Annotated in this window: 29 protein-coding genes; 14 read left to right on the top strand and 15 right to left on the bottom strand. The window is 71.8% G+C overall.

Annotation, left to right across the window (positions count from 1 at the left end; translation table 11 throughout):
* Positions 1-382: 382 nt before the first annotated feature.
* The 3 genes from WFJ01_RS06805 to WFJ01_RS06815 are packed head-to-tail and all read left to right on the top strand — an operon-like array spanning position 383 to position 1,429.
* On the top strand, positions 383-607 hold the full coding sequence (locus WFJ01_RS06805) for a DUF3107 domain-containing protein (RefSeq protein WP_251447061.1): 225 nt from the start codon (positions 383-385) through the stop codon (positions 605-607).
* Between the two features lie 5 nt (positions 608-612).
* Positions 613-900 (top strand): hypothetical protein, encoded by a 288-nt coding sequence (locus WFJ01_RS06810; protein WP_251447059.1) that lies wholly within the window; start codon positions 613-615, stop codon positions 898-900.
* A gap of 7 nt (positions 901-907) precedes the next feature.
* Positions 908-1,429 (top strand): hypothetical protein, encoded by a 522-nt coding sequence (locus tag WFJ01_RS06815; RefSeq protein WP_292884717.1) that lies wholly within the window; start codon positions 908-910, stop codon positions 1,427-1,429.
* Positions 1,430-1,450: 21 nt separating this feature from the next.
* Here WFJ01_RS06815 and WFJ01_RS06820 read toward each other — a convergent pair whose 3' ends face one another.
* A complete protein-coding gene (locus WFJ01_RS06820; RefSeq protein ID WP_292884714.1) occupies positions 1,451-2,164 on the bottom strand; it encodes a ferritin-like fold-containing protein in 714 nt (237 codons plus the stop codon).
* A 211-nt stretch (positions 2,165-2,375) separates the two neighbouring features.
* On the opposite strand from WFJ01_RS06820, the gene WFJ01_RS06825 reads away from it, so the two are divergent.
* Positions 2,376-3,896 carry a DEAD/DEAH box helicase gene (locus WFJ01_RS06825; RefSeq protein WP_251447053.1) on the top strand — a complete coding sequence of 507 codons (1,521 nt, stop codon included), beginning with the start codon at positions 2,376-2,378 and terminating at the stop codon, positions 3,894-3,896.
* 23 nt (positions 3,897-3,919) lie between these two features.
* Here the strand turns inward: WFJ01_RS06825 and WFJ01_RS06830 are convergent, their stop codons facing one another.
* The gene (locus WFJ01_RS06830; protein ID WP_251447051.1) at positions 3,920-4,807 is read right to left on the bottom strand and encodes a PHP domain-containing protein; all 888 of its coding nucleotides are present in this window, start codon (positions 4,805-4,807) and stop codon (positions 3,920-3,922) included.
* Positions 4,808-4,905: 98 nt separating this feature from the next.
* Between WFJ01_RS06830 and WFJ01_RS06835 the strand changes: the two genes are divergently transcribed.
* Complete coding sequence (locus WFJ01_RS06835; protein ID WP_292884708.1) at positions 4,906-5,940, top strand: endonuclease/exonuclease/phosphatase family protein; 1,035 nt, start codon at positions 4,906-4,908, stop codon at positions 5,938-5,940.
* Between the two features lie 18 nt (positions 5,941-5,958).
* On the opposite strand, the gene WFJ01_RS06840 is transcribed toward WFJ01_RS06835, so the two are convergent.
* Complete coding sequence (locus WFJ01_RS06840) at positions 5,959-6,354, bottom strand: DUF3054 domain-containing protein (protein WP_251447046.1); 396 nt, start codon at positions 6,352-6,354, stop codon at positions 5,959-5,961.
* Positions 6,355-6,594: 240 nt separating this feature from the next.
* On the opposite strand from WFJ01_RS06840, the gene WFJ01_RS06845 reads away from it, so the two are divergent.
* Together WFJ01_RS06845 and WFJ01_RS06850 are read left to right on the top strand one after the other, a co-directional pair.
* Positions 6,595-8,025 (top strand): aminopeptidase P family protein, encoded by a 1,431-nt coding sequence (locus tag WFJ01_RS06845; protein ID WP_336628615.1) that lies wholly within the window; start codon positions 6,595-6,597, stop codon positions 8,023-8,025.
* The gene (locus WFJ01_RS06850; RefSeq protein ID WP_336628616.1) at positions 7,992-8,936 is read left to right on the top strand and encodes a phosphotransferase; all 945 of its coding nucleotides are present in this window, start codon (positions 7,992-7,994) and stop codon (positions 8,934-8,936) included. Before WFJ01_RS06845 ends, WFJ01_RS06850 begins: the two co-directional genes overlap by 34 nt.
* Before the next feature lie 36 nt (positions 8,937-8,972).
* Here WFJ01_RS06850 and WFJ01_RS06855 read toward each other — a convergent pair whose 3' ends face one another.
* From WFJ01_RS06855 to WFJ01_RS06865, 3 genes are read right to left on the bottom strand one after another with little or no spacing between them, the layout of a single operon-like run.
* Positions 8,973-10,163 carry a MalY/PatB family protein gene (locus tag WFJ01_RS06855; protein WP_336628617.1) on the bottom strand — a complete coding sequence of 397 codons (1,191 nt, stop codon included), beginning with the start codon at positions 10,161-10,163 and terminating at the stop codon, positions 8,973-8,975.
* Positions 10,160-10,864 carry an alpha/beta hydrolase family protein gene (locus WFJ01_RS06860; protein ID WP_336628618.1) on the bottom strand — a complete coding sequence of 235 codons (705 nt, stop codon included), beginning with the start codon at positions 10,862-10,864 and terminating at the stop codon, positions 10,160-10,162. Before WFJ01_RS06860 ends, WFJ01_RS06855 begins: the two co-directional genes overlap by 4 nt.
* Positions 10,861-11,601 carry a general stress protein gene (locus WFJ01_RS06865; RefSeq protein WP_336628619.1) on the bottom strand — a complete coding sequence of 247 codons (741 nt, stop codon included), beginning with the start codon at positions 11,599-11,601 and terminating at the stop codon, positions 10,861-10,863. Before WFJ01_RS06865 ends, WFJ01_RS06860 begins: the two co-directional genes overlap by 4 nt.
* 88 nt (positions 11,602-11,689) lie before the next feature.
* On the opposite strand from WFJ01_RS06865, the gene WFJ01_RS06870 reads away from it, so the two are divergent.
* From WFJ01_RS06870 to WFJ01_RS06880, 3 genes are read left to right on the top strand one after another with little or no spacing between them, the layout of a single operon-like run.
* A complete protein-coding gene (locus tag WFJ01_RS06870) occupies positions 11,690-12,958 on the top strand; it encodes a magnesium transporter (RefSeq protein WP_251447032.1) in 1,269 nt (422 codons plus the stop codon).
* A complete protein-coding gene (locus WFJ01_RS06875; protein ID WP_251447277.1) occupies positions 12,958-13,482 on the top strand; it encodes a DUF1003 domain-containing protein in 525 nt (174 codons plus the stop codon). The genes WFJ01_RS06870 and WFJ01_RS06875 overlap by 1 nt, the downstream gene beginning before the upstream one ends.
* Entirely contained in the window at positions 13,479-14,606 is a 1,128-nt protein-coding gene (locus WFJ01_RS06880; RefSeq protein WP_336628620.1) for an Mrp/NBP35 family ATP-binding protein, read from the top strand. The genes WFJ01_RS06875 and WFJ01_RS06880 overlap by 4 nt, the downstream gene beginning before the upstream one ends.
* 133 nt (positions 14,607-14,739) lie before the next feature.
* Here the strand turns inward: WFJ01_RS06880 and WFJ01_RS06885 are convergent, their stop codons facing one another.
* On the bottom strand, positions 14,740-15,213 hold the full coding sequence (locus WFJ01_RS06885; RefSeq protein ID WP_336628621.1) for a Sec-independent protein translocase TatB: 474 nt from the start codon (positions 15,211-15,213) through the stop codon (positions 14,740-14,742).
* A 96-nt stretch (positions 15,214-15,309) separates the two neighbouring features.
* On the opposite strand from WFJ01_RS06885, the gene WFJ01_RS06890 reads away from it, so the two are divergent.
* Positions 15,310-15,942, top strand: coding sequence for an O-methyltransferase (locus tag WFJ01_RS06890; RefSeq protein ID WP_336628622.1), 633 nt, complete (start codon positions 15,310-15,312; stop codon positions 15,940-15,942).
* Between the two features lie 91 nt (positions 15,943-16,033).
* On the opposite strand, the gene WFJ01_RS06895 is transcribed toward WFJ01_RS06890, so the two are convergent.
* The 3 genes from WFJ01_RS06895 to dapE form a co-directional block, all read right to left on the bottom strand.
* Complete coding sequence (locus WFJ01_RS06895) at positions 16,034-16,207, bottom strand: DUF3117 domain-containing protein (protein WP_082072398.1); 174 nt, start codon at positions 16,205-16,207, stop codon at positions 16,034-16,036.
* An 85-nt stretch (positions 16,208-16,292) separates the two neighbouring features.
* Complete coding sequence (locus tag WFJ01_RS06900; protein WP_251447020.1) at positions 16,293-17,531, bottom strand: hypothetical protein; 1,239 nt, start codon at positions 17,529-17,531, stop codon at positions 16,293-16,295.
* Entirely contained in the window at positions 17,524-18,597 is a 1,074-nt protein-coding gene (gene dapE, locus WFJ01_RS06905; protein ID WP_336628623.1) for a succinyl-diaminopimelate desuccinylase, read from the bottom strand. The genes WFJ01_RS06900 and dapE overlap by 8 nt, the downstream gene beginning before the upstream one ends.
* A gap of 65 nt (positions 18,598-18,662) precedes the next feature.
* Between dapE and dapD the strand changes: the two genes are divergently transcribed.
* The gene (gene dapD, locus WFJ01_RS06910) at positions 18,663-19,616 is read left to right on the top strand and encodes a 2,3,4,5-tetrahydropyridine-2,6-dicarboxylate N-succinyltransferase (protein WP_336628624.1); all 954 of its coding nucleotides are present in this window, start codon (positions 18,663-18,665) and stop codon (positions 19,614-19,616) included.
* Here dapD and WFJ01_RS06915 read toward each other — a convergent pair.
* Positions 19,613-20,182 carry a TetR/AcrR family transcriptional regulator gene (locus WFJ01_RS06915; protein ID WP_336628625.1) on the bottom strand — a complete coding sequence of 190 codons (570 nt, stop codon included), beginning with the start codon at positions 20,180-20,182 and terminating at the stop codon, positions 19,613-19,615. The genes dapD and WFJ01_RS06915 overlap by 4 nt on opposite strands.
* Before the next feature lie 151 nt (positions 20,183-20,333).
* Here WFJ01_RS06915 and WFJ01_RS06920 point away from each other — a divergent pair, with 151 nt between their 5' ends.
* Positions 20,334-21,731: an MFS transporter gene (locus WFJ01_RS06920; protein ID WP_336628626.1), complete on the top strand. Its 1,398-nt coding sequence runs from the start codon at positions 20,334-20,336 to the stop codon at positions 21,729-21,731.
* Positions 21,732-21,929: 198 nt separating this feature from the next.
* Positions 21,930-23,327 (top strand): DEAD/DEAH box helicase, encoded by a 1,398-nt coding sequence (locus tag WFJ01_RS06925; RefSeq protein WP_336628627.1) that lies wholly within the window; start codon positions 21,930-21,932, stop codon positions 23,325-23,327.
* A 72-nt stretch (positions 23,328-23,399) separates the two neighbouring features.
* Here WFJ01_RS06925 and WFJ01_RS06930 read toward each other — a convergent pair whose 3' ends face one another.
* From WFJ01_RS06930 to WFJ01_RS06945, 4 genes are all read right to left on the bottom strand, one after another.
* Positions 23,400-24,695, bottom strand: a complete 1,296-nt coding sequence (locus WFJ01_RS06930) for a citrate synthase (protein WP_292884667.1) — start codon at positions 24,693-24,695, stop codon at positions 23,400-23,402.
* Between the two features lie 141 nt (positions 24,696-24,836).
* Positions 24,837-25,949, bottom strand: a complete 1,113-nt coding sequence (dapC, locus tag WFJ01_RS06935) for a succinyldiaminopimelate transaminase (protein ID WP_336628628.1) — start codon at positions 25,947-25,949, stop codon at positions 24,837-24,839.
* Between the two features lie 4 nt (positions 25,950-25,953).
* A complete protein-coding gene (gene fdxA, locus WFJ01_RS06940) occupies positions 25,954-26,274 on the bottom strand; it encodes a ferredoxin (protein WP_251446996.1) in 321 nt (106 codons plus the stop codon).
* Between the two features lie 9 nt (positions 26,275-26,283).
* A complete protein-coding gene (locus tag WFJ01_RS06945; RefSeq protein ID WP_336628629.1) occupies positions 26,284-26,763 on the bottom strand; it encodes a histidinol dehydrogenase in 480 nt (159 codons plus the stop codon).
* Between the last annotated feature and the right edge of the window lie 9 nt (positions 26,764-26,772).

Here is a 26,772-nt window from a genome sequence, read left to right on the forward strand (position 1 = left end):
CCTCATTCACCGCCACCAACTGCGCCCGCGACAATCCCGCCCCGGACGCCGCCGCACCCCACGCCTCCTGCAGAAGCCGAGTGGCCTCCAGGAGCGGATCAAGGGTGCTGGACATACCCCGAGCCTACCGAGAATCGAAACTAGCTTCGAAAGTTATCCACAGGCATTCCCCTCTTGCTCTGAGGAGTCCCCGCGCGTCTTGCTCTGAGGAGTCCCCGCGCGCAACGGCGACGGACCGCCGAAGAGGATCCGGGGTATCCGACCCGACAAGGCCCGGCACCGGGCTCCGCAATCGCCCTCGGCGAACACCGCCCCGCACACGATCCCACCCCGCAGAGCCCGCGATAGAGTGACGGAACCTCAACCTTTCAAGGAGCATTCCGTGGAGATCCGCATCGGCATCATCAACACCGGCCGCGAGCTCAGCTTCGAGACCTCGGCCGACGCCTCCGAGGTGCGCGCGGCCATCGCCGGCGCGCTCGACCAGGGCGCGAGCCACGTCGAGCTGAGCGACACCAAGGGCAACTCCTACATCGTGCCGACGGCGAGCCTCGGCTACGTCGAGCTCGGGACCGAGGAGTCCCGCCGCGTCGGCTTCGTGGCCTGAGCCCCGTGTACATCCTGCTCGCGCTGATCGCCGCCTGCGTGCTGGGCGTGATCGTGCACTTCGCGATCCCCCATCGGGATGTGCGAGGGGTCGCGCTCGTCCCGGCGGTCGCGACCGCGGTCGCCGCGGCGGCCTACACGCTCGGGCAGTGGGCCGGGTTGAAGGAGTCCAGCTTCTGGCTGTGGCTGATCGCCCTCGGCGGTGCGGTCGTGGTCTCCGCCCTCGTCGGAGTTGTTCTCACCCGCGTGCGGCACCACGGCGACGCCGTGCGCCGCGCGGAGCTCGGCGTCTGAGCCCACGGTGACGGCCTCCGCGAGCGGGGACCGTGTCCGCACCCTGCGCGGGATCAGGATCTGCCTCAGCATCCTCATCCTCGGACTGATCGTGAGCGGCGTCACCGCCTTCCCGCTACGGGAGGAGCTCGGCCTGGCCGCCAGGATCCTGGACGGATCGCCCGTGTCCGCGCTCTTCCCCGACGCTGCCGGGTGGGTGGACCGCGTGGCCGCCGCCCTCGCCGACACCGGCGCGCGATACCCCTTCCTCGCCTACGGCACGGATTGGCTCGCCTTCGCGCACCTGATCATCGCGGTGGTGTTCCTGGGCCCGCTGATCGATCCGGTGCGCAACATCTGGGTGATCCAATTCGGGGTGATCGCCTGCGCCGGGATCATCCCGCTCGCCCTCATCGCGGGAACGCTGCGCGGAATCCCGCTGGGGTGGCAGCTCATCGACATGTCGTTCGGGATCCTCGGGGTGATCCCTGTCGTCGTCGCCTGGCGGCTGACCCGGCGCCTCGAAAGGCTTCCGGTCGAGGCGGGTTGAGCCCGCCGCCGGTCCCGCCTGCTAGGACGCGAGCCCCATCGCGTCCATGCGTCGCGCGTGGGCGCCCATCAGCTCTGTGAAGACCGGCTCGAGACGATCGTCCTCGGCACCGGGCAGATGCGGGCGCAGCGCGGCACGCGCGACGAGGATCGTGTCGCCGACGAGTCTCCGGCCCCACATCGACAGCAGGGAACGCCACTGCTCGTCGCTCGCGATCGTGGCCTGCACGATCCCGATGATCTCGTGGCGGTCGTCGGCCTCGGAGAGGATCGTTGCCACCTTCGCCCCGGTCTCGCCGTAGCTGGACGCAAGCGCCACGTAGAAGTCGTCGAGCATGCCGGCCGTGAGGTAGACCGCGAGCATGGTCTCCGCGATGCGCGGGCCGAGGGTCTTGCGGCGGAACGCGTCCAGCTGCTCGCGGAACGGCAGCATCACCTCGGTCGGGTCGTCGCCGTGCGCGGTGATGATGTCGACGATCCCGCGGTGCTTGACCAGGGCGGCGCCCGCGGCACGCGAGAGGATCTCCTTCTCCGCGAGATCGCTCGTGGCGCGGATGAGGCGGGTGAGCGTCTCGAAGTAGCCCAGCTGCAGATAGGCGGCCTGGCCGAGGAAGGTGTTCAGCTCGGGCGCCAGCTCGGCGAAGTCGACGCGGGTCGCGTCGCCCACGTCGCCCCGGGAGCGGAGCACCAGGGTGCGTCGCGGCGCCTTGTCGCGCTGCCAGAACCACCTCACCACGCGCCCAGCCTAGTGGAGCCGCTCCCCCGGGATCGGCGACGGCGCGCACCGTGCGCACTCCGCTCCCGGAGTCGGGGGCGCGCTCCGGTAGGCTGGATCCCGCTCCGGCGACGGATCGGAGCCCCGCGCCTGTGCATTCGGATTCGGCGTGGACCCCATCAACGAGGCGGCGCCGCGATCGCAAGGCCCGCCGGACAGGCAATCAAAGACTGTGACTTCTTTCGCCGATCTCGGCATCGATCAGGACATCGTGGACGCCCTCGCGGCGAAGGGCATCGTCGACGCCTTCCCGATCCAGGAGCAGACCATTCCCCTGGGCCTGCCCGGCCAGGACATCATCGGACAGGCCAAGACCGGCACGGGCAAGACCTTCGGCTTCGGCATCCCCGTGGTGCAGCGCCTGGGCCTCGACCCCGAGCCCGGCGTCAAGGCGCTCATCGTCGTCCCCACCCGCGAGCTCGCGGTGCAGGTGTACGAGGACATGGACCTGCTCACCTCCGGCCGCTCCACGAGCGTCGTCGCGATCTACGGCGGCAAGGCCTACGAGGGCCAGATCGAGCAGCTCAAGGCCGGCGCGCAGATCGTCGTCGGCACGCCCGGCCGCCTCATCGACCTCGCCAACCAGCGCCTGCTCGACCTCTCGCACGCCACCGAGGTGGTGCTCGACGAGGCCGACAAGATGCTGGATCTCGGCTTCCTGGCCGACATCGAGAAGATCTTCTCCAAGGTCCCCGCGGTGCGGCACACGCAGCTATTCTCGGCGACCATGCCCGGCCCGATCGTGGCCCTGGCGCGCCGGTTCATGACGAACCCGATCCACATCCGCGCGAACGACCCCGACGAGGGCCTCACCCAGGCGAACATCCGCCACCTGGTCTACCGGGCGCACTCGCTGGACAAGGATGAGGTCATCGCCCGGATCCTCCAGGCCGAGGGCCGCGGCAAGACGGTGATCTTCACGCGCACGAAGCGCGCGGCCCAGCGTCTGGTCGACGAGCTCAGCGACCGCGGCTTCAACGTCGGCGGTGTGCACGGCGACATGGGGCAGGACCAGCGCGAGCGCTCCATGGCCGCGTTCAAGGCCGGCAAGCGGGACGTGCTCGTCGCGACCGACGTCGCCGCCCGCGGCATCGACGTCGATGACGTCACCCACGTCATCAACCACACCATCCCCGACGAGGACAAGACGTACCTGCACCGCGCGGGCCGCACCGGCCGCGCCGGCCGCACCGGCATCGCGGTGACGTTCGTGGACTGGGAGGACCTGCACAAGTGGGCCCTCATCAACCGCGCCCTCGAGTTCGGCCAGCCCGAGCCGATCGAGACCTACTCGTCCAGCCCGCACCTGTACGAGGACCTCGACATCCCCGCCGGCACCAAGGGCCGCCTCGTCACCGCTCCCGTGTCCGAGAAGCCGGCCCGCAAGCAGCGCGAGCCGCAGCGTGCGACCGAGGCGGCCGCCGAGGGCACGAGCGAGGGCACGACGCGCCGTCGCCGCCGCCGTCGCCGTGCGGCGGAGGGCGTGGGATCCACGTTCACCGAGGGCGCCGAGACCGCCGTCGCCAAGGGCGCACCGGCGGGCGACGCCGACCGCGGCGCGGAGGGATCCGGCACGCACGACGGCCAGGGCGCCGAGCACCACGACGGCAAGCCGGCCGCGCAGCGTCGTCGCCGTCGGCGTCGCCCCTCCGGGGGCGCGGCCGGTGGCAGCGCCCCGCAGACCGGGGCCTGAGGCTCCCTCCCGGTCGCGGGCGCTCAGCCCCCGACCGGGTAGACCGGGGCCGCTCCGGATCCGCGGTCGATGATCCGCTGCAGCATCGCCGGGGTCGTGGTGTTCTCCCCCGGGACGTTGGGCTTGCCCGCCCCGTGGTAGTCGCTGGATCCGGTGACGATGAGGTCGTGCTCGGCGGCGATGCGGTGCAGCCAGGCCCGCCCTTCCGGGGTGTTCTCGCGGTGGTCGATCTCGAGGCCCGCGAGGCCCGCGTCGATGAGACGGCGCAGCGTCGCGTCGGTCATCCGCTCCCGGCCGGCCGGATGGGCGATCACGGCGACGCCGCCGGCGGCGGCGATCAGCTCGATCGCGGTGACCGGATCCGGCGCGTAGTGCCCCTCGTAGTAGCCCTCGCGCGGGTGCAGGATCCCGTCGAACGCCTCCCCGCGGTCGCGCACGATGCCCTGCGCGACGAGCGCGTCGGCGATGTGCGGACGCCCGACGGTGGCGTCGGGGTCGGTCTGCTCCAGGACGTCCTCCCAGCGCAGCGGATAGTCGCGGGCGATGTTGCGGACGATCCGCTCGGCCCTGCCGATCCGGTCCTCGCGGATCCGCGTGGTCTCCGCGACGAGATCCGGATCCGTCGGGTCGAACAGGTAGGCGAGCACATGGACGCTGCGCCACCCGTCCTTCGACGACATCTCCATGCCGGGGATGAAGGTCATCCCGTGCGCGGCCGCCGCGGCGGCCGCCTCACCCCAGCCCGCCGTCGTGTCGTGGTCGGTGAGCGCCAGGGTGCCCAGGCCCTGCTGCGCCGCCTGCGCGACGAGCTCGGCCGGATCCTCGGTGCCGTCGGAGCGGTTCGAGTGCAGATGCAGATCGATCGGGCCTGCGAACAGGGCGGGTCGCGGCGTCGGATCGGCATCGGTCATCCTTCGAGCGTAGCGATGCAGGGGCGCCACCGGCGCACGGCGCTTCCCCGGCTCCGCACCAGACGGCTCACAGACGCGGTCGCCTAGGCTCGAGGGCGATGCTTCGTCTGATCGGGATCCTGCTCACCGTCCTCTTCGCGATCGCTGCAGCGGTCGTGACCTGGCCGCAGTTCTTCCATCTGGAGCAGACGTTCCCGATCACGCAGATCGTCGCCTCCCGGGCGGTGCTCGTGCTCGCGTTCGCGGGCATCCTGCTGCTCGCCCTCCTGCTGATGCTCGCCCGGCCCCTGCGCGGGTTCGCGGCCTCGATCGCCCTGATCGCGCTGCTCGCCGGCGGCGCGTCGGCGGGGATCCTCGCGCTGCGCGGAGTCGACACCGCCGACGCGCTGCCGGCGAAGGCGGCGAAGAGCGTGCGGGTGCTCGCGTGGAACACCGCGGGAGAGGCCGTCTCCGCGGACGAGATCGCCGGCACCGTCGTCGCGCAGCAGGCCGACATCGTCGCCCTGCCCGAGACCACGGAGGCGGTCGGCGAGGACATCGCGCTGAAGCTGCGCGAGGCGGGGCACCCGATGTGGGTGCACCATGTGCAGTACCGTCCGGAGGTGACGCAGGGGCCGGATTCCTGGCAGACGACCGTGCTCATCTCCCCCGCTCTGGGCGACTACTCGGTGATCCCCTCCTCCGCCGACGGATCGAGCAACACCTCCTCGGTGCCCAGCGCGGTGGTCATGCCCGTGAGCGGCGACGGCCCGACCGTCGTCGCGGTGCACACGGTCGCCCCGCGGCAGGACGAGATGGACGGCTGGTCGCAGGATCTGCGCTGGGTGGCCGATCAGTGCCCCGCAGGCAAGAACGTCATCCTCGCCGGCGACTTCAACGCGACGCTGGACCACATGGCCGGCCTCGGCACGGCCGGAGGGGACCTCGGCGCCTGCCGCGACGCGGCATCGCGCACCGGCTCGGGCGCCGTCGGCACCTGGCCGACGTCGGTGCCCGCGCTCGTCGGCGCGCCGATCGATCACGTCATGGCCACCGAGCAGTGGCGGCCCTCCGGATCCGCTGTGCTCCCCGCCGGCGCCGGCGGGAGCGATCACCGGGCGCTCATCGTGCAGCTGGAGCCCGCGAAGTCCTGACGCCGACCGGCCGCGCGCTCAGCGGCTCGAGCGCACCCGGGCGACGAGCGCCGCGATCCCGCGCCACCCGACGAGGAACACCAGCAGCGTCACCGTGGCGACGATGATGAACGCGACGGCGGTGGTGCCGCCCGCGAGGACGCGCAGCAGCATCCCCAGCACGACGGTGATCACGACCAGTCCGACGCCCGTGCGCAGCGGCGCGGCCGGCGCCCGCCACGCCCGCAGCACCAGCCAGCCGACCGCGAGACCCGCGAGGAAGGGCCAGGCCGTCTCCAGCACGCCCAGGGCATCGACTCCGTGCTCGTGGCTCGCACGCCCGATCGCGGCGAACACGATCACGAGCACGACGTCGATCCCCGCGGCCCACGGCCAGGACGGAGCGGATCGGCGGACGGAGGCGGCTTCGGTCATGCCTCCACGCTAGCCCGGCCGGCTGTGCGCTCGGACGGCCTCGGCCCCGGACCGGCGTCCGCACGCGACGGGTCCGCCGGAGCTCCGCGCGAGGGAGCGTGTGACGATCAGCACAGCCCGGCACGATCTGCACACGGATCCGGCCGATCCGTGTGCAGATCGTCACAACGTGTGCGGATCGTTGCATGGCCGGCAGGCGCCACGCGAGAGGGCGGGGCGACGCGGTGAGAGGATGGATCCATGACCTCCGAGCACGACACGATCGAGCAGCCGGGCGACGCCGCCACCGCGACCACCTCGACCACGACCAACCGCCGCCAGCCCTTCCCCCAGGGGTTCCTCGACACGATCTCCACAGGCTGGGCCGAGCGGCCCGAATCCCTGCCCGCACCGCGCACGCAGGCAGAGTACGCGGCCGCCCGTCGCGCCGCCGTCTCCGCGGCCTTCCCCGGCAAGCGCCTCGTGATCCCGGCCGGATCCCTCAAGCAGCGCAGCAACGACACCGACTATCCGTTCCGCGCCCATTCGGCGTTCGCGCACCTCACCGGGTGGGCCGCCGACTCCGAGCCCGACTCGCTGCTGGTCTTCGAACCCACCGCCGACGGCCATGACGTCACCCTGTACTTCCGCGAGCGCGCCGACCGCACCACGAGCGAGTTCTACTCGGACGCCACGATCGGAGAGTTCTGGATCGGCCCGCGTCCCGCCCTCGCCGGCGTCGCCGCCGACCTGGCCGTCGCCACCGCGCACCTCGACGACTTCGCCGCAGGCGAGTCCGACCTCGTGATCGACGAGGACGACGAGCTCACCCGATTCGTGTCCGAGTTGCGCCTCGTCAAGGACGAGTACGAGATCGCCGAGATGCGCCGCGCTGTCGAGATCACCGCGAACGGCTTCGACGACATCATCCGAGACCTTCCGCGGGCGGTCGCCCACCCGCGCGGCGAGCGCATCGTCGAGGGCGCCTTCCACCAGCGCGCCCGCAGCGACGGCAACTGGGAGGGCTACGACACGATCGCGGCATCCGGTCCGCACGCCTGTTACCTGCACTGGACGCGCAACGACGGCGCGGTGCTGCCGGGCGACCTGATCCTCATCGACGCGGGCGCCGAGGCCGACAGCCTCTACACCGCCGACATCACGCGCACGCTGCCGGTGAACGGCACGTTCAGCGACGTGCAGCGCCGCATCTACGACACCGTGGTCGAGGCCGCAGACGCCGCGTTCGCGGCGGCGCAGGTCGGTGTGCCGTTCCGCGAGGTGCACGGCGCCGCGATGGACGTCATCGCCCGCCGCACCGCCGAGTGGGGCCTGCTTCCCGTCTCCGCCGAGGAGGCGCTCGACGCCGACAAGGGCGGCCAGCACCGCCGTTACATGGTGCACGGCACGAGCCACCATCTCGGCATCGACGTGCACGACTGCGCGCAGGCGCGGCGCGAGATGTACTACGACGGCCTCATCGAGCCGGGCATGGTGTTCACGATCGAGCCCGGTCTGTACTTCCAGATCGACGATCTGACCGTGCCCGAGGAGTACCGCGGCATCGGCGTGCGCATCGAGGACGACATCCTCATCACGGCCGACGGACCCGTGAACCTCTCCGCCGGCATCCCGCGCACCTCGGCCGAGGTCGAGGCGTGGATCGCCCGCGTGCAGGGATCCGCGTCCTGACCGAGGACATGCATCCGGGGCAGCTCCGGGTGGGCGAGGCCGCCGCGGCCGCACGGATCGCGGCGGCCTTTCCCGCACTCGCGGGGCTTCCCGTGCATGCGCTCGCGACACCGGGTACGGTGAACGCACTGTTCCGGATCGGCGCGACCCACGTCGCGCGCTTCCCGCTGCAGCCGACCGCGCATGCCGAGATCGCCGCCGAGGCGGCCGCACTCGAGGAGTTCGCCGCGGTCGCGCCCTTCCCCGCTCCGGTCGCCCTCGGCGTCGTCGACGGCGACGCCGCCTACCCCTCGGCCTGGTCGGTGCAGACGTGGATCCAGGGACGCACGGCGGCGGAAGCGCTCCCCGACGCGGATCCGGGTCCGCTCCCCGGCCTCGCCGACGATCTCGCGCACCTGATCGGGGCCCTCCGCCGCGCCTCGCTGCGCGGACGCTCCTTCGACGGCCGCGGCCGCGGCGGAGACCTCCGCGCGCACGAGGACTGGATGACCGAGTGCTTCGCGCGCAGTGAGCACCTGCTCGACGTCGCCGCGGCGCGCTCGCTCTGGGCACGGCTGTCGCGGATCCCGCATCCCGGCGTCGAGGTTCTGTCGCATCGGGACCTGATCCCGCCGAACCTCGTGCTCTCCGAGGACGGGCGGCTCGACGGTGTTCTCGACGGCGGGTCCTTCGGCCCGGCCGACCCCTCCCTCGACCTCGTGATCGCGTGGCACCTGCTCGGACTCGACGACCGGCGCCGGCTCCGTGCGGCCCTCGGCTCCGACGACCGCGAGTGGCGCCGCGGGGCCGCGTGGGCGCTGCAGCAGGCGATGGGCCTGGGCTGGTACTACGAGCGGACGAACCCGGTCATGGCCGCGCTCGGTCTGCGCACGATGGGGCGCCTGCTGGAGGATCCGGATCTGGTGGGCTGATCGCCGGATCGGCTGGATCAGCCCACTGGGCCGCACTTACACGGACCGACTCCTCATGGCATGCTCGCGCAGCGCGTCCGCCATCTGTCGAACGGCCTGCTCGATGATCGGACGCGGAGTCGCGAGGATGAAGCGCAGGTGGTCCTCCCCCGCCGGGCCGCAGGCCAGCCCGTCCGTCATCGCGACGCCGGCGTGCTCGCGGAAGAACTCGGCCGGCGATCCTTCGATGCCCAGGGCCCGGGCGTCCAGCCAGGCGATGTAGGTGCCCTCGGGGGCGCGGTAGCCCATCGCAGGGATGTGCGCGGCGAGCAGCTCACCCAGGACGCGCCGGTTGCCGTCCAGGTAGTCGAGGGTCTCGGCGAGCCACCCTCTGCCTTCGTCGAATGCCGCGGTCGTGGCGACGACACCGAGGTTCGCCGTGCCGTGCTCGGCCCACGCGACCTCGGGGCGCGCCCAGGTCTCGGCGTCGGCATCGTTCGTGAGGATCACCTGGGCCGCCTTGAGACCCGGCAGGTTCCAGGCCTTCGAGGCGCTCACCGCAGTGATCGTGTGCGCCGCCGCAGCGGGACCGGTGCTCGCATACGGCACATGCCGGTGCGGGGCGAACACGAGAGGCGCATGGATCTCGTCCGAGAAGACCCGCGCTCCGTGCCGTTCCACGACGGCGGAGACGGCTTCCAGCTCGGCCCGCTCGAACACCCGCCCGAGCGGGTTGTACGGATTGCAGAGGATCAGCAGGCCGCCGCCGTCCGCCAGCGCCCGGTCGATGCCGTCGAGGTCGTACACGGCGCGACCTCCGTCGACGAGCATCGGCACCTCGATGATCTCCCGGTCGTGCATCGCGGGGATCGTCAGGAACGGCATGTACGCGGGCGTCGGGAGCACGATCTTCGACCCGGGGGCCGTGAAGAAGTCGATCGTGGTGCGCAGCGCGGTCAGCACGTCCGGGACCGGGCGGATCCGCTCGGCGGGCACCTCCCAGTCGTAGCGGTCGCGCTGCCAGCGCGCCACGGCGTCGGCCATCCGATCCCGGACCGCCGCGGGCAGGTAGCCGGTCAGCCCCCGGTCGAGGGCGTCCCGGATCGCCGAATCGACCGCGGGCGCCGCAGGGAAGTCCATCTCGGCGACGAACGCGCCGATCGCCTCGGGGAAGACCGACCACTTCAGACTGCCGTTCTCCCGCAGCCGGTCGATCCCGATCGCGTCCAGCTCCTCCGCCGTGCTCATACCCCTGCTGCTCCGATCCTCACGAACTCCGCGACCAGCGGTGCGATCCCCGCGCCGACCTCGGCGGGCGGGCGCTTGCGCCCCTTCACCTCGAACGAGTGCCCGCCGCCGTCGACCCAGGCGATCCGGGCGTCCCGGCACGAGGCGACCGCGTCCTCGAGCTGCGCGAGCGGCTGCACGAACGGGTCGTTCGTCCCCTCCACGAAGAGCTGCGGCTGCCGCACCGCGGGCAGGTGCTCGATCCGCGGCTTCTCCGGTTTGCCGGGCGGATGCAGGGGGTACCCGAGATAGGCCAGGCCGGCGACGTCGAGACCGGGCTCCTCCGCGGCCGCCATCGACGCCATCCGGCCGCCGTACGACTTGCCGCAGCCGAACACGGGTCCCCGGGTGCGCCGTCTCGCCTCCGCGACCACGGCGCGCCAGGTCACGATGGCGTGCGCGGCCGGTCCCGGCATCCGCCGGCCGGCCTCGAGATACGGGAAGGTGAAGCGCAGGGTGTGCAGCCCGTCGGCCCGCAGCGCCGCGGCGAACCCGTGCAGGAAGGGATGATCCATCCCCGCCCCGGCGCCGTGGGCGATCACGACGAGCGGTGGGTCCTCGACGGGCGCCGCGAGCGCGGGTCCGAAGACGGCGGAGACCTCGACGCCACCCGCCGGAAGCGGAACCGGAATCGGGAACCGCTCCTCGGCGGACTCCGTCATCGTGAGGAGCCGTCGCCCGGCTGCTCGTCGCCCTCCGGCTGCGGGCCCTCGTCGCCCTGCGGGGCGCCCTCGGGCGCGGGGGCCGGGGCGGCCGGCGGCGCGGCGACCGGCTCGGCCGGCACCGGGGACGCGGGGACCGCGGGGGGCATCGGCGGCATCGGCGGACGCTCGGGGGTCACGCGCTCGCCGTAGCGCGGCGGCTCCTCCACGCGCTCCCCGTACTGCGGCGGCTCGGCCGCGGTCGCGGACGGCGCGGGGCGCGGGATCGGCGTGACGGCGCGCCCCAGCACCTGGCGCGCCTTGCCGACGGAGTCCGGCAGCACGGTCACCTCGTAGTGGTCGGCTTTGAGCTGCATGACGCTCGCGTAGTCGCGGCGGCGGCGCACGATCGAGTAGGTGATGAGGCTGAGGATCATGCCGATCGCGACGCCGACGAACAGGATCCCGATGAAGGCCTGCATGGGGACCGAGGGGTTGCCCAGCACGAAGATCGCCGAGAGGAAGAGCCCGATGAGCACGCCGTTCACGGCGCCGGAACGCGCGGCGTTCGCATACCCGAGGCGTCCGGTGACGCGCTCCACCGTCTGCACGCCGACGCCGACGATCGCGATCGCCCTGGCGGGGATCTCGCCCGCGATCAGCTGCGAGACGAGCTTCTGCGCGGCCTCGTACTCGGCCACCGTGGCGACCGTCTCGCCGATCTCGCCCGCCGGACCCGACGCATTCATCATGCTCATCGGTCCATTGTTCCACGCGGCCGTCCGGAGTCCGCCGGATGCCGTCACCCGCCCCGGATCCCGAGGCGCAGGACAGTACGCTGGAAGCATGAGCACACAGCGGGTTTTCGTCGCGCGCCTGGCCGGGTGCGCCGTGTTCGACCCCGCCGGCGACCGGATCGGCAAAGTCCGAGATGTCGTCGTCGTGTACCGAAGTAGCGCGGCCCCCCGTGTGATCGGCCTGGTGTGCGAGATCCCCGGCCGCCGCCAGGTCTTCCTCTCCATCGGACGGGTCGGATCGATCAGCACCGGGCAGGTCATCACGTCGGGGCTGATGAACGTGCGCCGGTTCAAGCCGCGCAACGGCGAGGTGCGCATCATGGCCGAGCTCATCGGCCGCCGGGTCGACTTCGCGGACGCCTCCGGAACGGCCGTGATCGAGGACGTCGCGATCGAGCCGAACCGGCTCGGCGAATGGTCGGTCAGCCAGCTCTTCCTGCGCAAGCCGAAGACCAGCGCGTCTCCCTTCGCGAAGGGTCCCACCACGTTCGCGACCTGGACCGAGGTGCGCGAGCATCACCGTCCCGGCGAGGCGCAGTCGGCCGAGCAGCTCGTCGCGACGTTCTCCGAGATGCACCCCGCCGACCTCGCGAACACGCTGCTCGACCTCCCCCAGCAGCGCCGCATCGAGGTCGCCGAGGAGCTCCCGGACGAGCGGCTCGCAGACGCCCTCGAGGAGATGCCCGAGGACGACCAGATGGACATCCTGGACCGGCTGGGCGACGAGCGCGCCGCCGACATCCTGGACCAGATGGAGCCCGACGACGCCGCCGACCTCCTCGCCCAGCTCCCCCAGGGCCGTCTGGAGCACCTCCTCGAGCTGATGGAGCCCGAGGAGGCCGAGGACGTGAGGATGCTGCTCCGCTACAGCCCCGACACCGCGGGCGGGCTGATGACGCCGGAGCCGATCATCCTCTCCGCCGACGCCACCGTGGCCGAGGCGCTGGCGCTGATCCGGCGGCACGAGCTGCACCCCGCCCTCGCCGCGGCCGTGTTCATCACGCTCCCGCCGTTCGAGACCCCCACCGGACGCCTGCTCGGAGTGGTGCACTTCCAGCGCATGCTGCGCTATCCGCCGCACGAACGGCTGGGCGCGATCGTCGACGACACACTGGAACCGGTGCCCGCCACCGCTTCCGCCGCGGAGGTGGCGCGCATGCTGGCCAGCTACGACCTCGTCTCGCTCCCGGTCGTCGATCAGGCGCACCGGCTGGTCGGCGCGATCAGCGTCGACGACGTGCTCGACTACCTGCTGCCCGATGACTGGCGCTCGCACGACGCGGACACGTCCGTCCCGACGCAGGGCGCGGCCGGATGATGGCGAAGTCGGGCCGCCGGGGCCTGGATCTGCCCCGCGGTCGCTCCGGCATGCTCGGGCGCAGCGCGACCTCCTCCGGCTCGAGCGACACCTTCGGGCGCTTCTCCGAGGCCTTCGCGCGCGCGATGGGCACCTCGGGCTTCCTCATCGGGATGAGCGTGTTCGTCATCGTCTGGCTGTGGTGGAACATCGCCATGCCCCGGGACTGGCAGTTCGACCCCGCCGCGACGAACTTCACGCTGCTCACGCTGATCCTGTCGCTGCAGGCGTCCTACGCCGCCCCGCTGATCCTGCTCGCGCAGAACCGTCAGGACGACCGGGATCGGGTCCAGATCGAGCAGGACCGCCAGCGCGCCGAGCGCAATCTCGCCGACACCGAGTACCTCGCGCGCGAGATCGTGGCGCTGCGGATGGCCCTCGAGGAGCGCTCCTCGCAGGGCGTCACCCGCGAGGTGCTGCGCGCCGAGCTCCGGGCGATGCTGAGCGAGCTGCGCGACGAGGATCCGGCGGAGCAGACTCCGTGACCGCCGACCTCGCCGCCGCAGTCCGTCGTGCCGTCGGCGCCGTCACCGACCCCGAGCTGCGCCGCCCGCTCGCCGATCTCGACATGCTCCGCGACATCACGGTCGACGGGGCCGTCGCACACGTCGGCATCGCTCTCACGATCGTCGGCTGTCCCGCGGCGACCCGGATCGAGGCCGATGTGCGCGCCGCGGCAGCCTCGGTGCCCGGCATCGAGGGCGTCGAGGTCGCGGTCGGGGTGATGACGCCGGACGAACGGCGCGCCCTGACCGATCGCCTCCGCGACGGCAGGGCCCCACGGCAGATGCCCTTCGGCCCGGACTCGCTCACGCGCGTGATCGCGGTCACGAGCGGGAAGGGCGGCGTCGGGAAGTCGTCGCTCACCGCCAACCTCGCGGTCGCCCTCGCGGCCCGCGGCCGCCGGGTCGGTCTCATCGACGCCGACGTGCACGGCTTCTCGATCCCCGGGCTGCTCGGCATCGCCCCCGGCACGCAGCCCACCCGCATCGACGACCTCATGCTGCCGCCCGTCGCGTACGACGTGAAGGCGATCTCGATCGGGATGTTCCTGCGGGAGGGCGAGTCCGTGGTGGCCTGGCGCGGCCCGATGCTGCACCGCACGGTGCAGCAGTTCCTCACCGACGTGTTCTTCGGCGACCTCGACGTGCTGCTCATCGACATGCCGCCCGGCACCGGCGACATCGCGATCACCCTCGGCCAGCTGCTCCCGCACGCCGACGTGCTCGTGGTGACGACACCCCAGGAGGCGGCCGCCGAGGTCGCGATCCGCAGCGGCCTGGTGGCCCGCCAGACGGGTCAGCGCGTGATCGGCGTCGTGGAGAACATGGCCGCGCTCACCCTGCCAGACGGCAGCTCGCTCGACCTCTTCGGCTCGGGCGGCGGGCAGGCGGTGGCGGAGGCGCTCTCGCAGGATGCGGATCCGGTCCCGCTGCTCGCCTCGGTGCCGCTGAGCCCCGCGCTGCGCACCGGCGGTGACGCGGGTGTGCCCGTCGTGCTCGCGGATCCGCGCGACCCTGCCGCGGGCGCGATCCTCGCCGTCGCCGACGCGATCGACCGCGCGGGTCGCGGTCTCTCCGGCAGGCGGCTGCCGGTCAGCCCGCGGTGAGCTGCCCCGATGGGGTCGTTGAGCGAGGACGCGCGAAGCGCGACCGAGACGAAACGCGGCACCCTCGCGAGGTGACCGCGTTTCGTCTCCCTCCGGCTCCGCCGGTGCTCCCTCAACGCCCCCGAAGGGGACGTCAGGTGGCTTCGCTGTCGTAGGGCGGCAGCTCTTCGGCGGAGAAGACCTTGGGCGCCCGGGAAGCCGGAGCGTCCGGCGCCGGTTCCGCGGAGGCGGAGGCGGCGTTCATCGCCGTCGCGGAGGCCAGCAGCGCCGCCGCCGATCCCGCAGCGGGAGCCGCGGCCGCGGGCGTCTCGACCGCGACGGCCGGCGCCGCGGGGCGCGCCGGGGCGGGGCTGTCGTCCATCAGCGCATCGCGGATGATGCGACGCGGGTCGTACTGACGCGGATCGAGCTTGCGCCAGTCCAGCTCGTCGATCTCGGGGCCGACCTCCTCGCGCATGCGGTCCTTGGCGCCGCGCAGGTAGTCGCCGGCCCGCTTGACCAGGCGCGCGAACGACTCCGCATACCGCGGAAGCCGCTCGGGGCCCACGAGAAGGGCCGCGATCACGCCGATCACGAGGAGCTTCTCGATGGTGATGCCGAAGAACATGTCACAAGGGTACCGCCGCGCCTGGCCGCATCGGACACGCAGGACGCCTACGCTCGTAAGATATGCGGCGCACTGAGTGACCGCGAGGGAGTCGAAGTGAGCGAGCAGGACGCCAACGCACGGTACGTACGCGAGGCCATCGTCGAACCGGACGAGATCGCCCGGGCGCGCGCGCTTGCCGTCGAGCTCGGCGCGCAGCCCATCAGTGCTGCCGTCGGCGCGCAGATCGCCCTGCTCGCCGCGGCGTCGGATGCCCGTTCGATCGTCGAGATCGGCACCGGCGCCGGCGTCTCGGGGCTGTGGCTGCTGCGCGGCGCTCCGAAGGCGGTGCTCACCTCGATCGACAACGAGCCGGAGCATCTGGCCGCGGCGCGCAGCGCCTTCCAGGACGCGCGGATCGCCCCGACCAGGGCCCGCTTCATCGCCGGCCGGGCCGCCGACGTGCTGCCGCGCATGAACGAGGCCGCCTACGACATCGTGCTGGTGGACGCGGATCCGGAGAACGTCATCGAGTACGTCGAGCACGGTCTCCGGCTCGTGCGCGCGGGCGGAACGGTGCTGGTGCCCCGTGTCCTCGCCGGCGGGCGGGTCGCGGATCCGGTGCAGCGCGACGACGTGACCGTCGCCTACCGCTCGCTCATCCAGGAGACCCAGCAGTCCCCTGCCGTGCTGGCGGCGCTGAACACGGCGGGCGAGGGGCTGCTCCAGCTCACCGGCGTCTCCGTCTGAGCGGGAGGGCCTTCCCTCCGGAGCGCGAGGAAGACGTCCGGGAATGACGAAAGGCCCGCAGAACGCGGGCCTTTCGACGATCTGAAAGAACTCAGGCGGCTGCCACGACGCTGCTCAGCACGTCGTGCAGCTCCTTCGCCTCGGCGTCATTGACGGAGACGACCAGGCGCCCGCCGCCCTCGAGCGGCACGCGCACGATGATCAGCCGGCCCTCCTTCACGGCCTCCATGGGTCCGTCGCCAGTCCTCGGCTTCATCGCTGCCATCGCGGTGCTCCCTTTCCTCGGTGGTCTACAGCTTCCATATTAGTGGGTGCTGGGACACCGCTTACCGCTTCGGCGCCCGAGGGGCTCAGGGCACGCGCCAGAACGTGTCCGCATAGCCGTAGACGTTCGCGATCCAGACCCACTGGAGCCACAGGCAGACGATCAGCACGCCGACGCGGAGCCACCACGACCGTCGCCAGCCGACGGCGCCCCACAGCGGCGCGAGCGGGAACAGCAGCCGCAGCGTGCTGGACTGAGGGAAGAACACCGCCAGCAGATAGAGAGCATAGCTCGCCGCGTAGAGCCGGATCTCGGGCCCGAGCCGCCGCACGCCGGGGCCCGCGATCAGCGCCGCCGCGAACAGGGCGACGAGCACACCGAGGACGACCAGCCCGAGCCAGCCGGGCAGCCCGAGCATCTTGGCCCAGTACGGCATCGCCGACAGCCAGCCCTCGAACGGGGAGAACGACGGCTTCCCGTCCTGCGGCATCCAGAAACCGCGCCAGCTCAGCTCGGTCTCCAGATAGGCGTTCGGCACTCCGGTCGCGATGCCCGCGATCACCTGCCAGGCGAAGCCCACGGCCACGGCGAGCGCACCGAGACCGAGGTAGTGCGCGATCTCCCGGCCCCTCAGCGGATCCGTGCGGCGCCGGAGCCATCGCAGCACGAGCATGAGACCGAGCATCAGCGCGAACGCGAGCACACCGGGGCGGGTGAACCCCATGAGCACGATGAGGGGGTACAGCCGCACGTAGCGCCGGCGGATGAGGCCGTCCAGGGCCAGGAGCAGGAACAGCATGTTCAGCACCTCGGCATAGCCGACCTGGAAGAGGGCACCGAGAGGTCCCGCCGCGAAGAAGATCACGGTCCAGACGGCGGCCATCCGGCCGATCCTGCCCCGCATCATCCGGAAGAGGACGAGACAGCAGAAGTATCCGGCGATGAGTGAGACGATCGCGGCGCCGACGGGCCAGCCGCCCTCGCCGAACGGCAGCCCGACCACCTGCGAGACCCAGGAGTACACCGGCAGGAACGCCCACGAGTTCTGGGTGACGTGTCCGTCCGCCCCGAGCGGCAGGGTGGTCGGATAGCCGTAGACGGCGATGTACCAGTACCACTGCGCGTCCCAGCCGCTCACGAACGAGGCGATCGTGGCGTGCGCGCCGAACCTCGATCCGGGGCCGCCGGAGAGCCCGGTCGCGATCAGCAGCAGCGCCGTGGTGATCAGGCGCGCGCCGAGGTAGACCGCGAGGATGCCGGCCCAGGCGGGCGTGCGGGCGTAGACGCGTCCTGCCCAGCGGGGCAGGGCCGCGAGGTCAGACACCGCGAAGCCAGGATCGCAGACCCTGCTCCGTGGCGGTGATCTGCGCGATCGGAACCCGCTCCTCGTCGTGGTGCGCGAGATGCGGGTCGCCGGGTCCGTAGTTGACCGCGGGGATGCCCAGCGCGGAGAAGCGCGCGACGTCGGTCCAGCCGTACTTGGGCTTCGGCGTCGCGCCGACGGCGGCGACGAACTCCTGCGCGATCGGCGCGTCCAGGCCGGGACGCGCACCCTCGGCGACATCGGTGATCTCCACCGTGAAGCCGGCGAACACGTTGCGCACGTGCGCCTCGGCGTCGGCCGCGGACTTGCTCGGCGCGAACCGGTAATTGACCTCGACCTCGCAGAGATCGGGGATGACGTTGCCGGCGATGCCGCCGCTGATGCGGACCGCGTTCAGTCCTTCGCGGTACTCCAGGCCGCCGACCGCGATCTCGCGGGGACGGTACTCGGCGAGGCGCGCCAGGATCGGCGCCGCGCGGTGGATCGCGTTCTCGCCGATCCAGGCCCGCGCGGAGTGCGCGCGCACCCCGGTCGTGCGGACGACGGCGCGCAGGGTGCCGTTGCAGCCGCCCTCGACCTCGCCGTTCGAGGGCTCGCCGAGGATCGCGAAATCGGCCCGGAACAGTTCGGGCCGGCTCTCGGCGAGCAGCTTGAGGCCGTTGCGGGCCGCCTCGACCTCCTCGTTGTCGTACCACATCCAGGTGATGTCGACGGCGGGATCGACGAGTTCGGCGGCGAGCTTCAGCTGCACCGCGACCCCCGCCTTCATGTCGACCGTCCCGCGGCCCCAGATCATCGGCACGCCGTCGATCTCGACGTCGCGGGTCGGGACGTTGCCGTTGATCGGCACCGTGTCGATGTGACCGGCGATCGCCACGCGCTGCGCACGACCGAGGTTCGTGCGGGCGACGATCGTGTTGCCCTCGCGGATCACCTCGAGATGCTCGCGATCGCGCATCGCCTCCTCGATGAGGTCGGCGAGATGCGCCTCGGATCCCGATTCGCTGGGGATGTCGCAGATCGCGCGGGTGATGTCCGCCGCAGAGGCGGTGAGATCGAGCGGCATGTCCCCCACCCTAGCGCCGCGTCATGAAGCCGAAGCTGGAGGCGCCGATTCGCTACCGTGGTTCCATGACCGACGCGCGCACGATCCATGGCTCAGGGCTCACCACGATCGCCGGAGACGGCACCGTGCTGGATGCGTGGTTCGCGGAGGTCGGCACCGATGCCCCCTCGGCCGGCGATCTCGCCGCCGCCGCGCTGACCCTCGAGTCCTCCGCCGGGCCCGACGAGCGGCGGAACGTGACCGTCGAGCTCGTGCAGCTGACGATCGACCTCGACGACGCGCCGGCCTCGACGGCGGACGCCTACCTCCGGTTGCACGCGCTCTCGCATCTGCTGGTGCGCCCGAACGAGGTGAACCTCGACGGGATCTTCGCGCACCTCCCGAACGTCGCCTGGACCAGCGCCGGCCCGATGCTCCCCTCCGACGCTGCGCGCCTCCGCCCGCTGCTGCAGCGGGCCGGGATCCAGATCACCGGAGTCGACAAGTTCCCCCGGCTCACCGACTACGTGCTGCCCGCCGGCGTGCGCATCGCTGATGCCTCCCGGGTGCGCCTCGGCGCCCATCTCGCACCGGGCACCACGGTCATGCACGAGGGCTTCGTGAACTTCAACGCCGGCACCCTGGGCGCGTCGATGGTCGAGGGCCGGATCTCGCAGGGCGTCGTGGTCGGCGACGGCTCCGACATCGGCGGCGGATCCTCGATCATGGGCACGCTGTCCGGCGGCGGCACGCACCGCGTCTCCATCGGCGCGCGCACGCTGCTCGGCGCGAACGCGGGCATCGGGATCTCCCTCGGCGACGACTGCATCGTCGAGGCGGGGCTGTACGTCACGGCCGGCACGAAGATCGTGCTCGCCGATGCGGCCCCGACGGCCGACGGCGGCCGCCCGGTCGTCAAGGGCGCCGAGCTCAGCGGCGAGAACGGGATCCTGTTCCGCCGCAATTCGCTGTCGGGAGCGGTGGAGGCGGTCCGCCGGGCCGGGGTCGGGGTGACGCTGAACGAGGCGCTGCACGCCTAGGCGCGCAGCGATCCGATCGCGAGTCCCAGCACGCGGCGGCGCTGCGCCTCGTCGTCGTAGGCGACCGCGCTGACTCCGGCGATGAGCTTGACGACGTCGGCGATCGCGAGATCCGCCTTCACCGCGCCGGCGGCCTGGGCGCGCGCCAGGAGCGGCTCCCCCGCTCCGAGCATCACCCCGCGGCACTCGGCGAACACCGAGGACTCGCGGTTCAGCCCGTCCAGCAGCACGTGCTTGGTGCCGACGTATTCGACGAACCGGTCGAGCCAGGCCTCGAACGCCGGTCCGGGCTCGAGGTCGGCGACCTCGTCCGCGGCATCCGCAAGCGCGGCGACCTCGCGGAGGTAGAGCGTCTCGATGAGGTCGTCCCGCGTCGGGAAGTTGCGATACAGGGTGCCGATGCCGACACCCGCACGACGGGCGATGTCCTCGAGGGAGGCGTCGGATCCGTCCTCGGCGAACGCCTCGCGACCCGCGACGACGAGCGCGTCGAAGTTGCGCGCCGCGTCGGCGCGGCGCGGTCGCCGCTCCTCCAGCGTCGTCGCCGCCCGGTTCTGACCGACCATCGCGTCGTCCCTCCAGAAAAGCCTTCAGAAAAGTCTCGGAAGACCCCTTGCAAAACGGAGGCACCCTCCGGTACCGTCAATCCGGAGGCAGCCTCCGTTCGGAGGTCTCCTCCCACTTTACCTCTCTCATCCAGGCTTCGGAAGGGAACTCATGTCCCGCTCATCCACCTCGATCCTGGTCGCCATCGCCGTGGCGGTCTCGTCCATCGCACTCCTGCAGAACCTCGTCATCCCCCTCGTCCCCCTGGTGCAGGCCGAGTTCGGCGTCAGCGCCGATGCGGCCAGCTGGACGATGACCGCCTGGCTCATCGCAGCCGCGGTCGCCACGCCCACGCTCGGCCGCGTCGGGGACCTGCGCGGCCGGCGCACCACCTTCCTGATCACCCTCGGGGTCACCGCAGCGGGCGACGTCCTTGCCGCCGTCGCACCCGGCCTCGAGATCCTCATCGTCGCCCGCGTGCTGCAGGGCATCGGCGGCGCGCTGTTCCCGCTCGCCTACGGACTGCTCCGCGACGCCCTCCCGCGGGAACGCGTGACCGGCGCCATCGGCATCGTCAGCGCCGTCATCGGCATCGGCGGCGCCGCGGGCACCGTCCTCGCCGGCCCGCTCGCCGACCTGGTCGGCTGGCGCGGCACGTTCGCCGTGCCGTTCCTCGTCGCCGCGCTCGGCGCTCTCCTCACCCTCGCCGTCGTGCGCGACACGGGCGTGCGCGCCCGAGGCCGGGTGAACACGCGGTCCTCCGTGCTGCTGTGGCTCTGGCTGGTGGCGCTGCTCGTGCCGCTCAGCACCGGCGCCCGCTGGGGCTGGACCTCTCCTGCCGTCCTCGCGCTGTTCGGACTCGCCGCCGCGGCCTTCGCCGCATGGATCGTGTCGGAGCTGCGCTCCGCAGAGCCGCTCGTGGATCTGCGGCTGCTCGCCTCGCCTGCAATCTGGCCGGTGAACGCGGCCTCGCTGCTCATCGGCGCCGGCGTCTTCGCCTTCTGGGGCTACCTGCCGCAGTTCCTCGAGCTCACCGAGTCGGCCGGAGGTGCGGGTCTCACGGTGCGCGACGCCGGCCTCATGCTCGTCCCGATGCTCATCGGAATGAGCGGCGTCGGCTTCGCCACCGGCGCGCTGAACCGGATCCTGTCGCTGCGCACGCTGCTGGTGATGGGCTCTCTGCTGATGGGACTCTCCGCGGCGTCCGCCGCCCTCGCCCACTCGGCACCGTGGCAGCTCGCCGCGGCGGGCGCCGGGTTCGGGATCGGCTGCGGCCTGGCCTACGCGGCTTCCGCGGGGATCGTCGTGCAGAGCGTGCCCGCCGCCGTGACCGGTGTCGCGACCGGGGTGAACGCCAACCTCCGCACGATCGGCTCCGCGATCGGCTCCGCGGCGACCGGTGCGATCGTGTTCGGCGCGGCTCCGCACGGCACGGGCTCCGGCTTCGCCACCGCCTGGATGCTCGTCGCGGTCGCCACTCTCCTCGGCGGCGCCATCGTCTGGGCGGTGCGCACGCGTCCTGCGGCGACGACGTCCGCGACCGCGGTCCCCGAGCTCATCGAGGCGTGAACCGAGGATCCGGGGATCCGCGATAGGATGGACCCGATGTCGGATCTTCCGGCATCTCGTCGCCATCCCGGATCCCTGGATTCATCATCCCTGGAAGTGGAGCCCCGCTCCCCCTCGCGATCCGGTTCTCGAGCGGCGACCTCTCGCGTCGACAACGACGCCCTTATGCGGCCGGCGAATCCGGCCCAGGAGATATCCATGCCTTCCTTCCTCGATCTCGGCGTGCCCGCGCCGCTCGCCGCGGTGCTCGCCGCCGATGGCAAGACCGAAGCCTTCCCCATCCAGCAGGGCACCCTGCCCGACTCGCTCGCCGGCCGCGACCTGCTCGGTCGTGGCCGCACCGGCAGCGGCAAGACCCTCGCGTTCTCGATCCCCCTCGTCGCCCGGCTCACCGGCGCGACCTCCCGCCCGCAGCACCCGCGCGGCCTCGTTCTCGCGCCGACGCGCGAGCTGGCCACCCAGATCGCGGCGACCATCACCCCGCTCGCGAAGGCGGCGGGGCTGCGCGTCACGACCGTGTTCGGCGGCGTCAGCCAGCGCCCCCAGGAGGAGGCGCTGCGTCGCGGCGTCGACATCGTCGTCGCCTGCCCCGGCCGCCTGGAAGACCTCATGAAGCAGGGCGTCGTGCGCCTCGACGAGGTGCGCGTCACCGTGCTCGACGAGGCCGACCACATGGCCGACCTGGGCTTCCTGCCCGGGGTCACGCGGATCCTCGCGGCGACCCCGCAGGGCGGCCAGCGCCTGCTGTTCAGCGCGACCCTGGACAACGGCATCGACGTGCTCGCGCGCCGCTTCCTCTCGAACGCGGTCAGCCACGAGGTCGACGAGTCCAGCGTCCCGGTGGGCGAGATGACCCACCGCGTGCTCGAAGTCGCCGACGCCGAAGCCAAGAAGACCCTCGTCCAGACCCTCGCCTCGGGCACCGGCCGGCGCATCCTGTTCACGCGCACCAAGCACCAGGCGAAGAAGCTCGCCAAGGTCCTGACGACGGCCGGGATCCCCGCCGTCGACCTGCACGGCAACCTCGGCCAGAACGCCCGTGAGCGCAACCTCGCGGCCTTCTCCGCCGACCCGGCCGAGGGCGGCGTGCGCGTGCTCGTCGCCACCGACGTCGCCGCGCGCGGGGTGCACGTCGACGACGTCGACCTGGTCGTGCACGTGGATCCGCCTGCGGAGCACAAGGCGTACCTGCACCGCTCCGGGCGCACCGCGCGCGCGGGCGCCGCAGGCACCGTCGCGACCGTCCTCCTGCCCGAGCAGCGGCGCGACGTGAAGGACCTGCTCCGCAAGGCCAAGATCACCGCGGCGATCGAGCAGGTCTCCGCGGCGTCCCCCGCGGTGTCCGGCCTGGTCGGCGAGACCGCGCCCTACGTGAAGCCCGCGCCGAAGCCGGTCGCGCAGCAGCCCGCCAAGAAGAAGCCGGCCGCCGCCGGCGGCGCGACCCGTCAGCGGCAGGGCCAGCCCCGTCAGGGGCAGGGCCAGGCGCAGCCCCAGGGTCAGCGCCGTGCCGCGGCATCCGGTGATGTCGCCGCCGCGCCCGCCCGCCGCCGCCGTCGTCGTTCGTCGCGTCCGCAGGGCACGCCGAGCGCCCGCTGAGCCGCAGCGCGATGCAGTGAGGGCGGGGATCCGATCGGATCCCCGCCCTCACTGCATCGTCGCGCCGTCGGCTCAGCCGCGGCGGAAGTCGCGCTCCGGGGAGCCCGTGTAGAGCTGCTGCGGACGGCCGATCTTCGTCTGCGGGTCGAGGTTCAGCTCGCGCCACTGCGCCAGCCAGCCGGGCAGACGGCCGATCGCGAACAGCACCGTGAACATCCGCGTCGGGAAGCCCATCGCCTTGTAGATCACGCCGGTGTAGAAGTCGACGTTCGGGTAGAGACGGCGCTCCTGGAAGTAGTCGTCCGCGAGCGCGATCTCCTCGAGCTCCTTCGCGAGGTCCAGCAGCGGATCCGTCACGCCGAGCTCGGCGAGCACCTGGTCCGCAGCGGCCTTGACGAGCTTCGCCCGCGGGTCGTAGTTCTTGTAGACGCGGTGCCCGAAGCCCATGAGCTTCACGCCGTCTTCCTTGTTCTTCACCCGCTCCACGAAGCGCTGCATGCTCTGACCGGAGTCGCGGATCTGCGCGAGCATCGTCAGCACGGCCTCGTTCGCACCGCCGTGCAGCGGGCCCGAGAGCGCCTGGATGCCGGCGGAGATCGACGCGAACTGGTTCGCCCCGGTCGAGCCGACCAGGCGCACCGTGGAGGTCGAGGCGTTCTGCTCGTGGTCCTCGTGCAGGATCAGCAGCAGTTCGAGGGCCTTCGACATGACCGGGTTGATCTCGTACGGCTCGCTGTGCACGCCGAAGTTGAGCTTGAGGAAGTTGTCCACGAAGCTCAGCGAGTTGTCGGGGTAGAGGAACGCCTGACCGATGCTCTTCTTGTGCGCGTAGGCCGCGATCACCGGGAGCTTGGCGAGCATGCGGATCGTGTTCAGCTCCACGTGCTCCGGGTTGTGCGGATCCGACTCGTTCTCGTAGTACGTCGACAGCGCGGCGACCGCGGAGGACAGCACCGCCATCGGGTGCGCATTGTCGGGAAGGGCCTGGAAGAAGTGCTTCAGGTCTTCGTGCAGCAGGGTGTGCCGGCGGATCTTCTCGTCGAAGTCGGCGAGCTCGGCGGGCGTGGGCAGCTCTCCGTAGATGAGCAGCCACGCGACCTCGAGATAGGAGCAGGAGTTCGCGATCTGCTCGATCGGGTAGCCGCGATAGCGCAGGATGCCCTGGTCGCCGTCGATGAACGTGATCGCCGACTTGGTCGACGCCGTGTTCACGAACCCGTAGTCCAGCCCCGTGTGCCCGGTCTGCCGGGTGAGGGTGGAGAAGTCGATGCTGCTGTGTCCGTCGGTGCCGTGCAGGACCGGGAACTCCGCGGTCGTCTCGCCTACCGTCAGCGTCGCCTTGGTCGGCCGCTCGCCCGCTGCGCTCACGCAGTCCTCCTCATGCGTCTGTCGATTGGGGGATGTGCGATCGGTGCCGATGGGCCCGGATCGCGACGCCTCTACAGCCTATCCCCCGTGCGGTCCTACTGTGAAAACAGCCAAGACTGAAGCGCGAACGACTGTGGAGACCTACGAAACACTCCCCCGAAGCCGCTGCGCGGCCGCCTCGATGCGCTCGAGCGGCGCCGTGAGGGACAGCCGCACGTGGTCGGCGGAGTGGTCGCCGTAGAACGGCCCCGGACCGGCCAGGATCCCGAGGTCCGCCAGGCGCCCCATCGACTCCCAGGCGTCGCGCCCCTCGGTCGCCCACAGATAGAGACCGGCCTCGGAGCCGTCGATCCGGAAGCCCGCCTCGACGAGCGCCGGCCGCAGCGCATCCCGGCGCCGGCGGTACAGCTCCTTCTGCGCGGCCACATGCTCGTCGTCGCGCAGGGCGACCTCCATCGCGTGCTGCACGGGGGCCGGCGGCATCAGGCCGAGGTGCTTGCGGGCCGTGAGGATGTCGCCGACGATGCGAGCGCACCCCGCCACGAACGCCGCCCGGTAGCCGGCCAGGTTCGACTGCTTGCTCAGCGAGTAGACGCTGAGCAGCCCCGATCGGGTACCGCCGGTGACACGAGGGTCCAGCACGCTCGGCACGCGTTCCGTGGCCCACGGCCCGTCCCAGCCGAGCTCTGCGTAGCACTCGTCGCTCGCGAGGACGGCGCCCAGCTGCCGCGCGCGACGCACGGCCTCGGTCAGCTCCTCGACGGTCCAGGTACGGCCGTCGGGGTTCCCCGGGGTATTGATCCAGATGAGCCGCGCGCCCTCGGGCCAGAGCGCCGGGTCGTCCTCGCTGACGACGGTCGCGCCGACGACCTGGGCGCCGACGGCGTAGGTCGGATAGGCGACCCGCGGCTGCACCACGATGTCCCCCTCGCCCAGGCCGAGCAGGGTCGGGAGCAGGGCCACCAGCTCCTTCGAGCCGATCGTGGGCATCACGTTGTCCACGCGCAGGTCGGGGACGCCCCGGCGTCGGGCGTACCAGTCCACGATCGCCTCCCGCAGCGCCGGGGTGCCCACGGTCTGCGGGTAGGAGTGCGCGTCGGTGGCCTCGGAGAGCGCCCGGCGGATGATCTCGGGCGTCGGATCCACCGGGGATCCGATGGCGAGGTCGACGATCCCGTCCGGATGCGCGGCCGCGCGCTCACGGAACGGGGCGACCGCGTCCCAGGGGTAGTCGGCGAGGTCGCGGACGCTCATGACGTCACTCGCCCTGAGGCGGGAGAGCGGCGATGACCGCGTGGTCGTGATGGATCACGCCGACCTTGGCGGCGCCGCCCGGGGACCCGATCTCGTCGAAGAACTCGACGTTCGCCTTGTAGTAGTCGGCCCACTCCTCGGGCAGGTCGTCCTCGTAGTAGATCGCCTCCACGGGGCAGACCGGCTCGCAGGCGCCGCAGTCCACGCACTCGTCGGGGTGGATGTACAAAGAGCGCTCACCCTCGTAGATGCAGTCCACGGGGCACTCGTCGACGCACGCGCGGTCCTTGACGTCGACACAGGGAAGAGCGATCACATAGGTCACCGCCCCAGTCTACGACCCGTCGGCGGGAGCCTCTCCCTGACCCCGAGGATCCTGCCTCTCCTCCGGCCCCTGCCTGTCCGCCGGCCCCTGAGCCTGTCGAAGGGCGGCCTGCTCCTGCTGGATCCGGCGGATGCGCGAGAAGTCGGGCCAGGCCGCGACGAGCAGCACCATCCCGGCGACCGTCCAGGTCCACACGACGCCCAGCAGGTCGTTCGGCACGATCACCGAGCCGCCCGGGCCGCGTCCGGAGATCACGATCATCCCCGCGAGCATGCCCAGGCCGGTGAGGAGCGCCGCCCAGCGGTCGCGCAGCAGCAGGCGCACGGCCAGGAGCATCCCGCCGCACGCGATCACGCCGAGCACGATGCCCGCCCAGCCGAAGCCCCAGAGCGAGGAGGCGTGGGTGACGGTCGCGGCGAGCCCGAAGACCACGCCCACGATCAGCAGGGCCACCCAGGAGAGCACTCGATTGAGCCAGGATCCGCGCACGCCTCGAGC

Source organism: Microbacterium sp. MMO-35 (assembly GCF_037147555.1).
Lineage (GTDB): Bacteria > Actinomycetota > Actinomycetes > Actinomycetales > Microbacteriaceae > Microbacterium.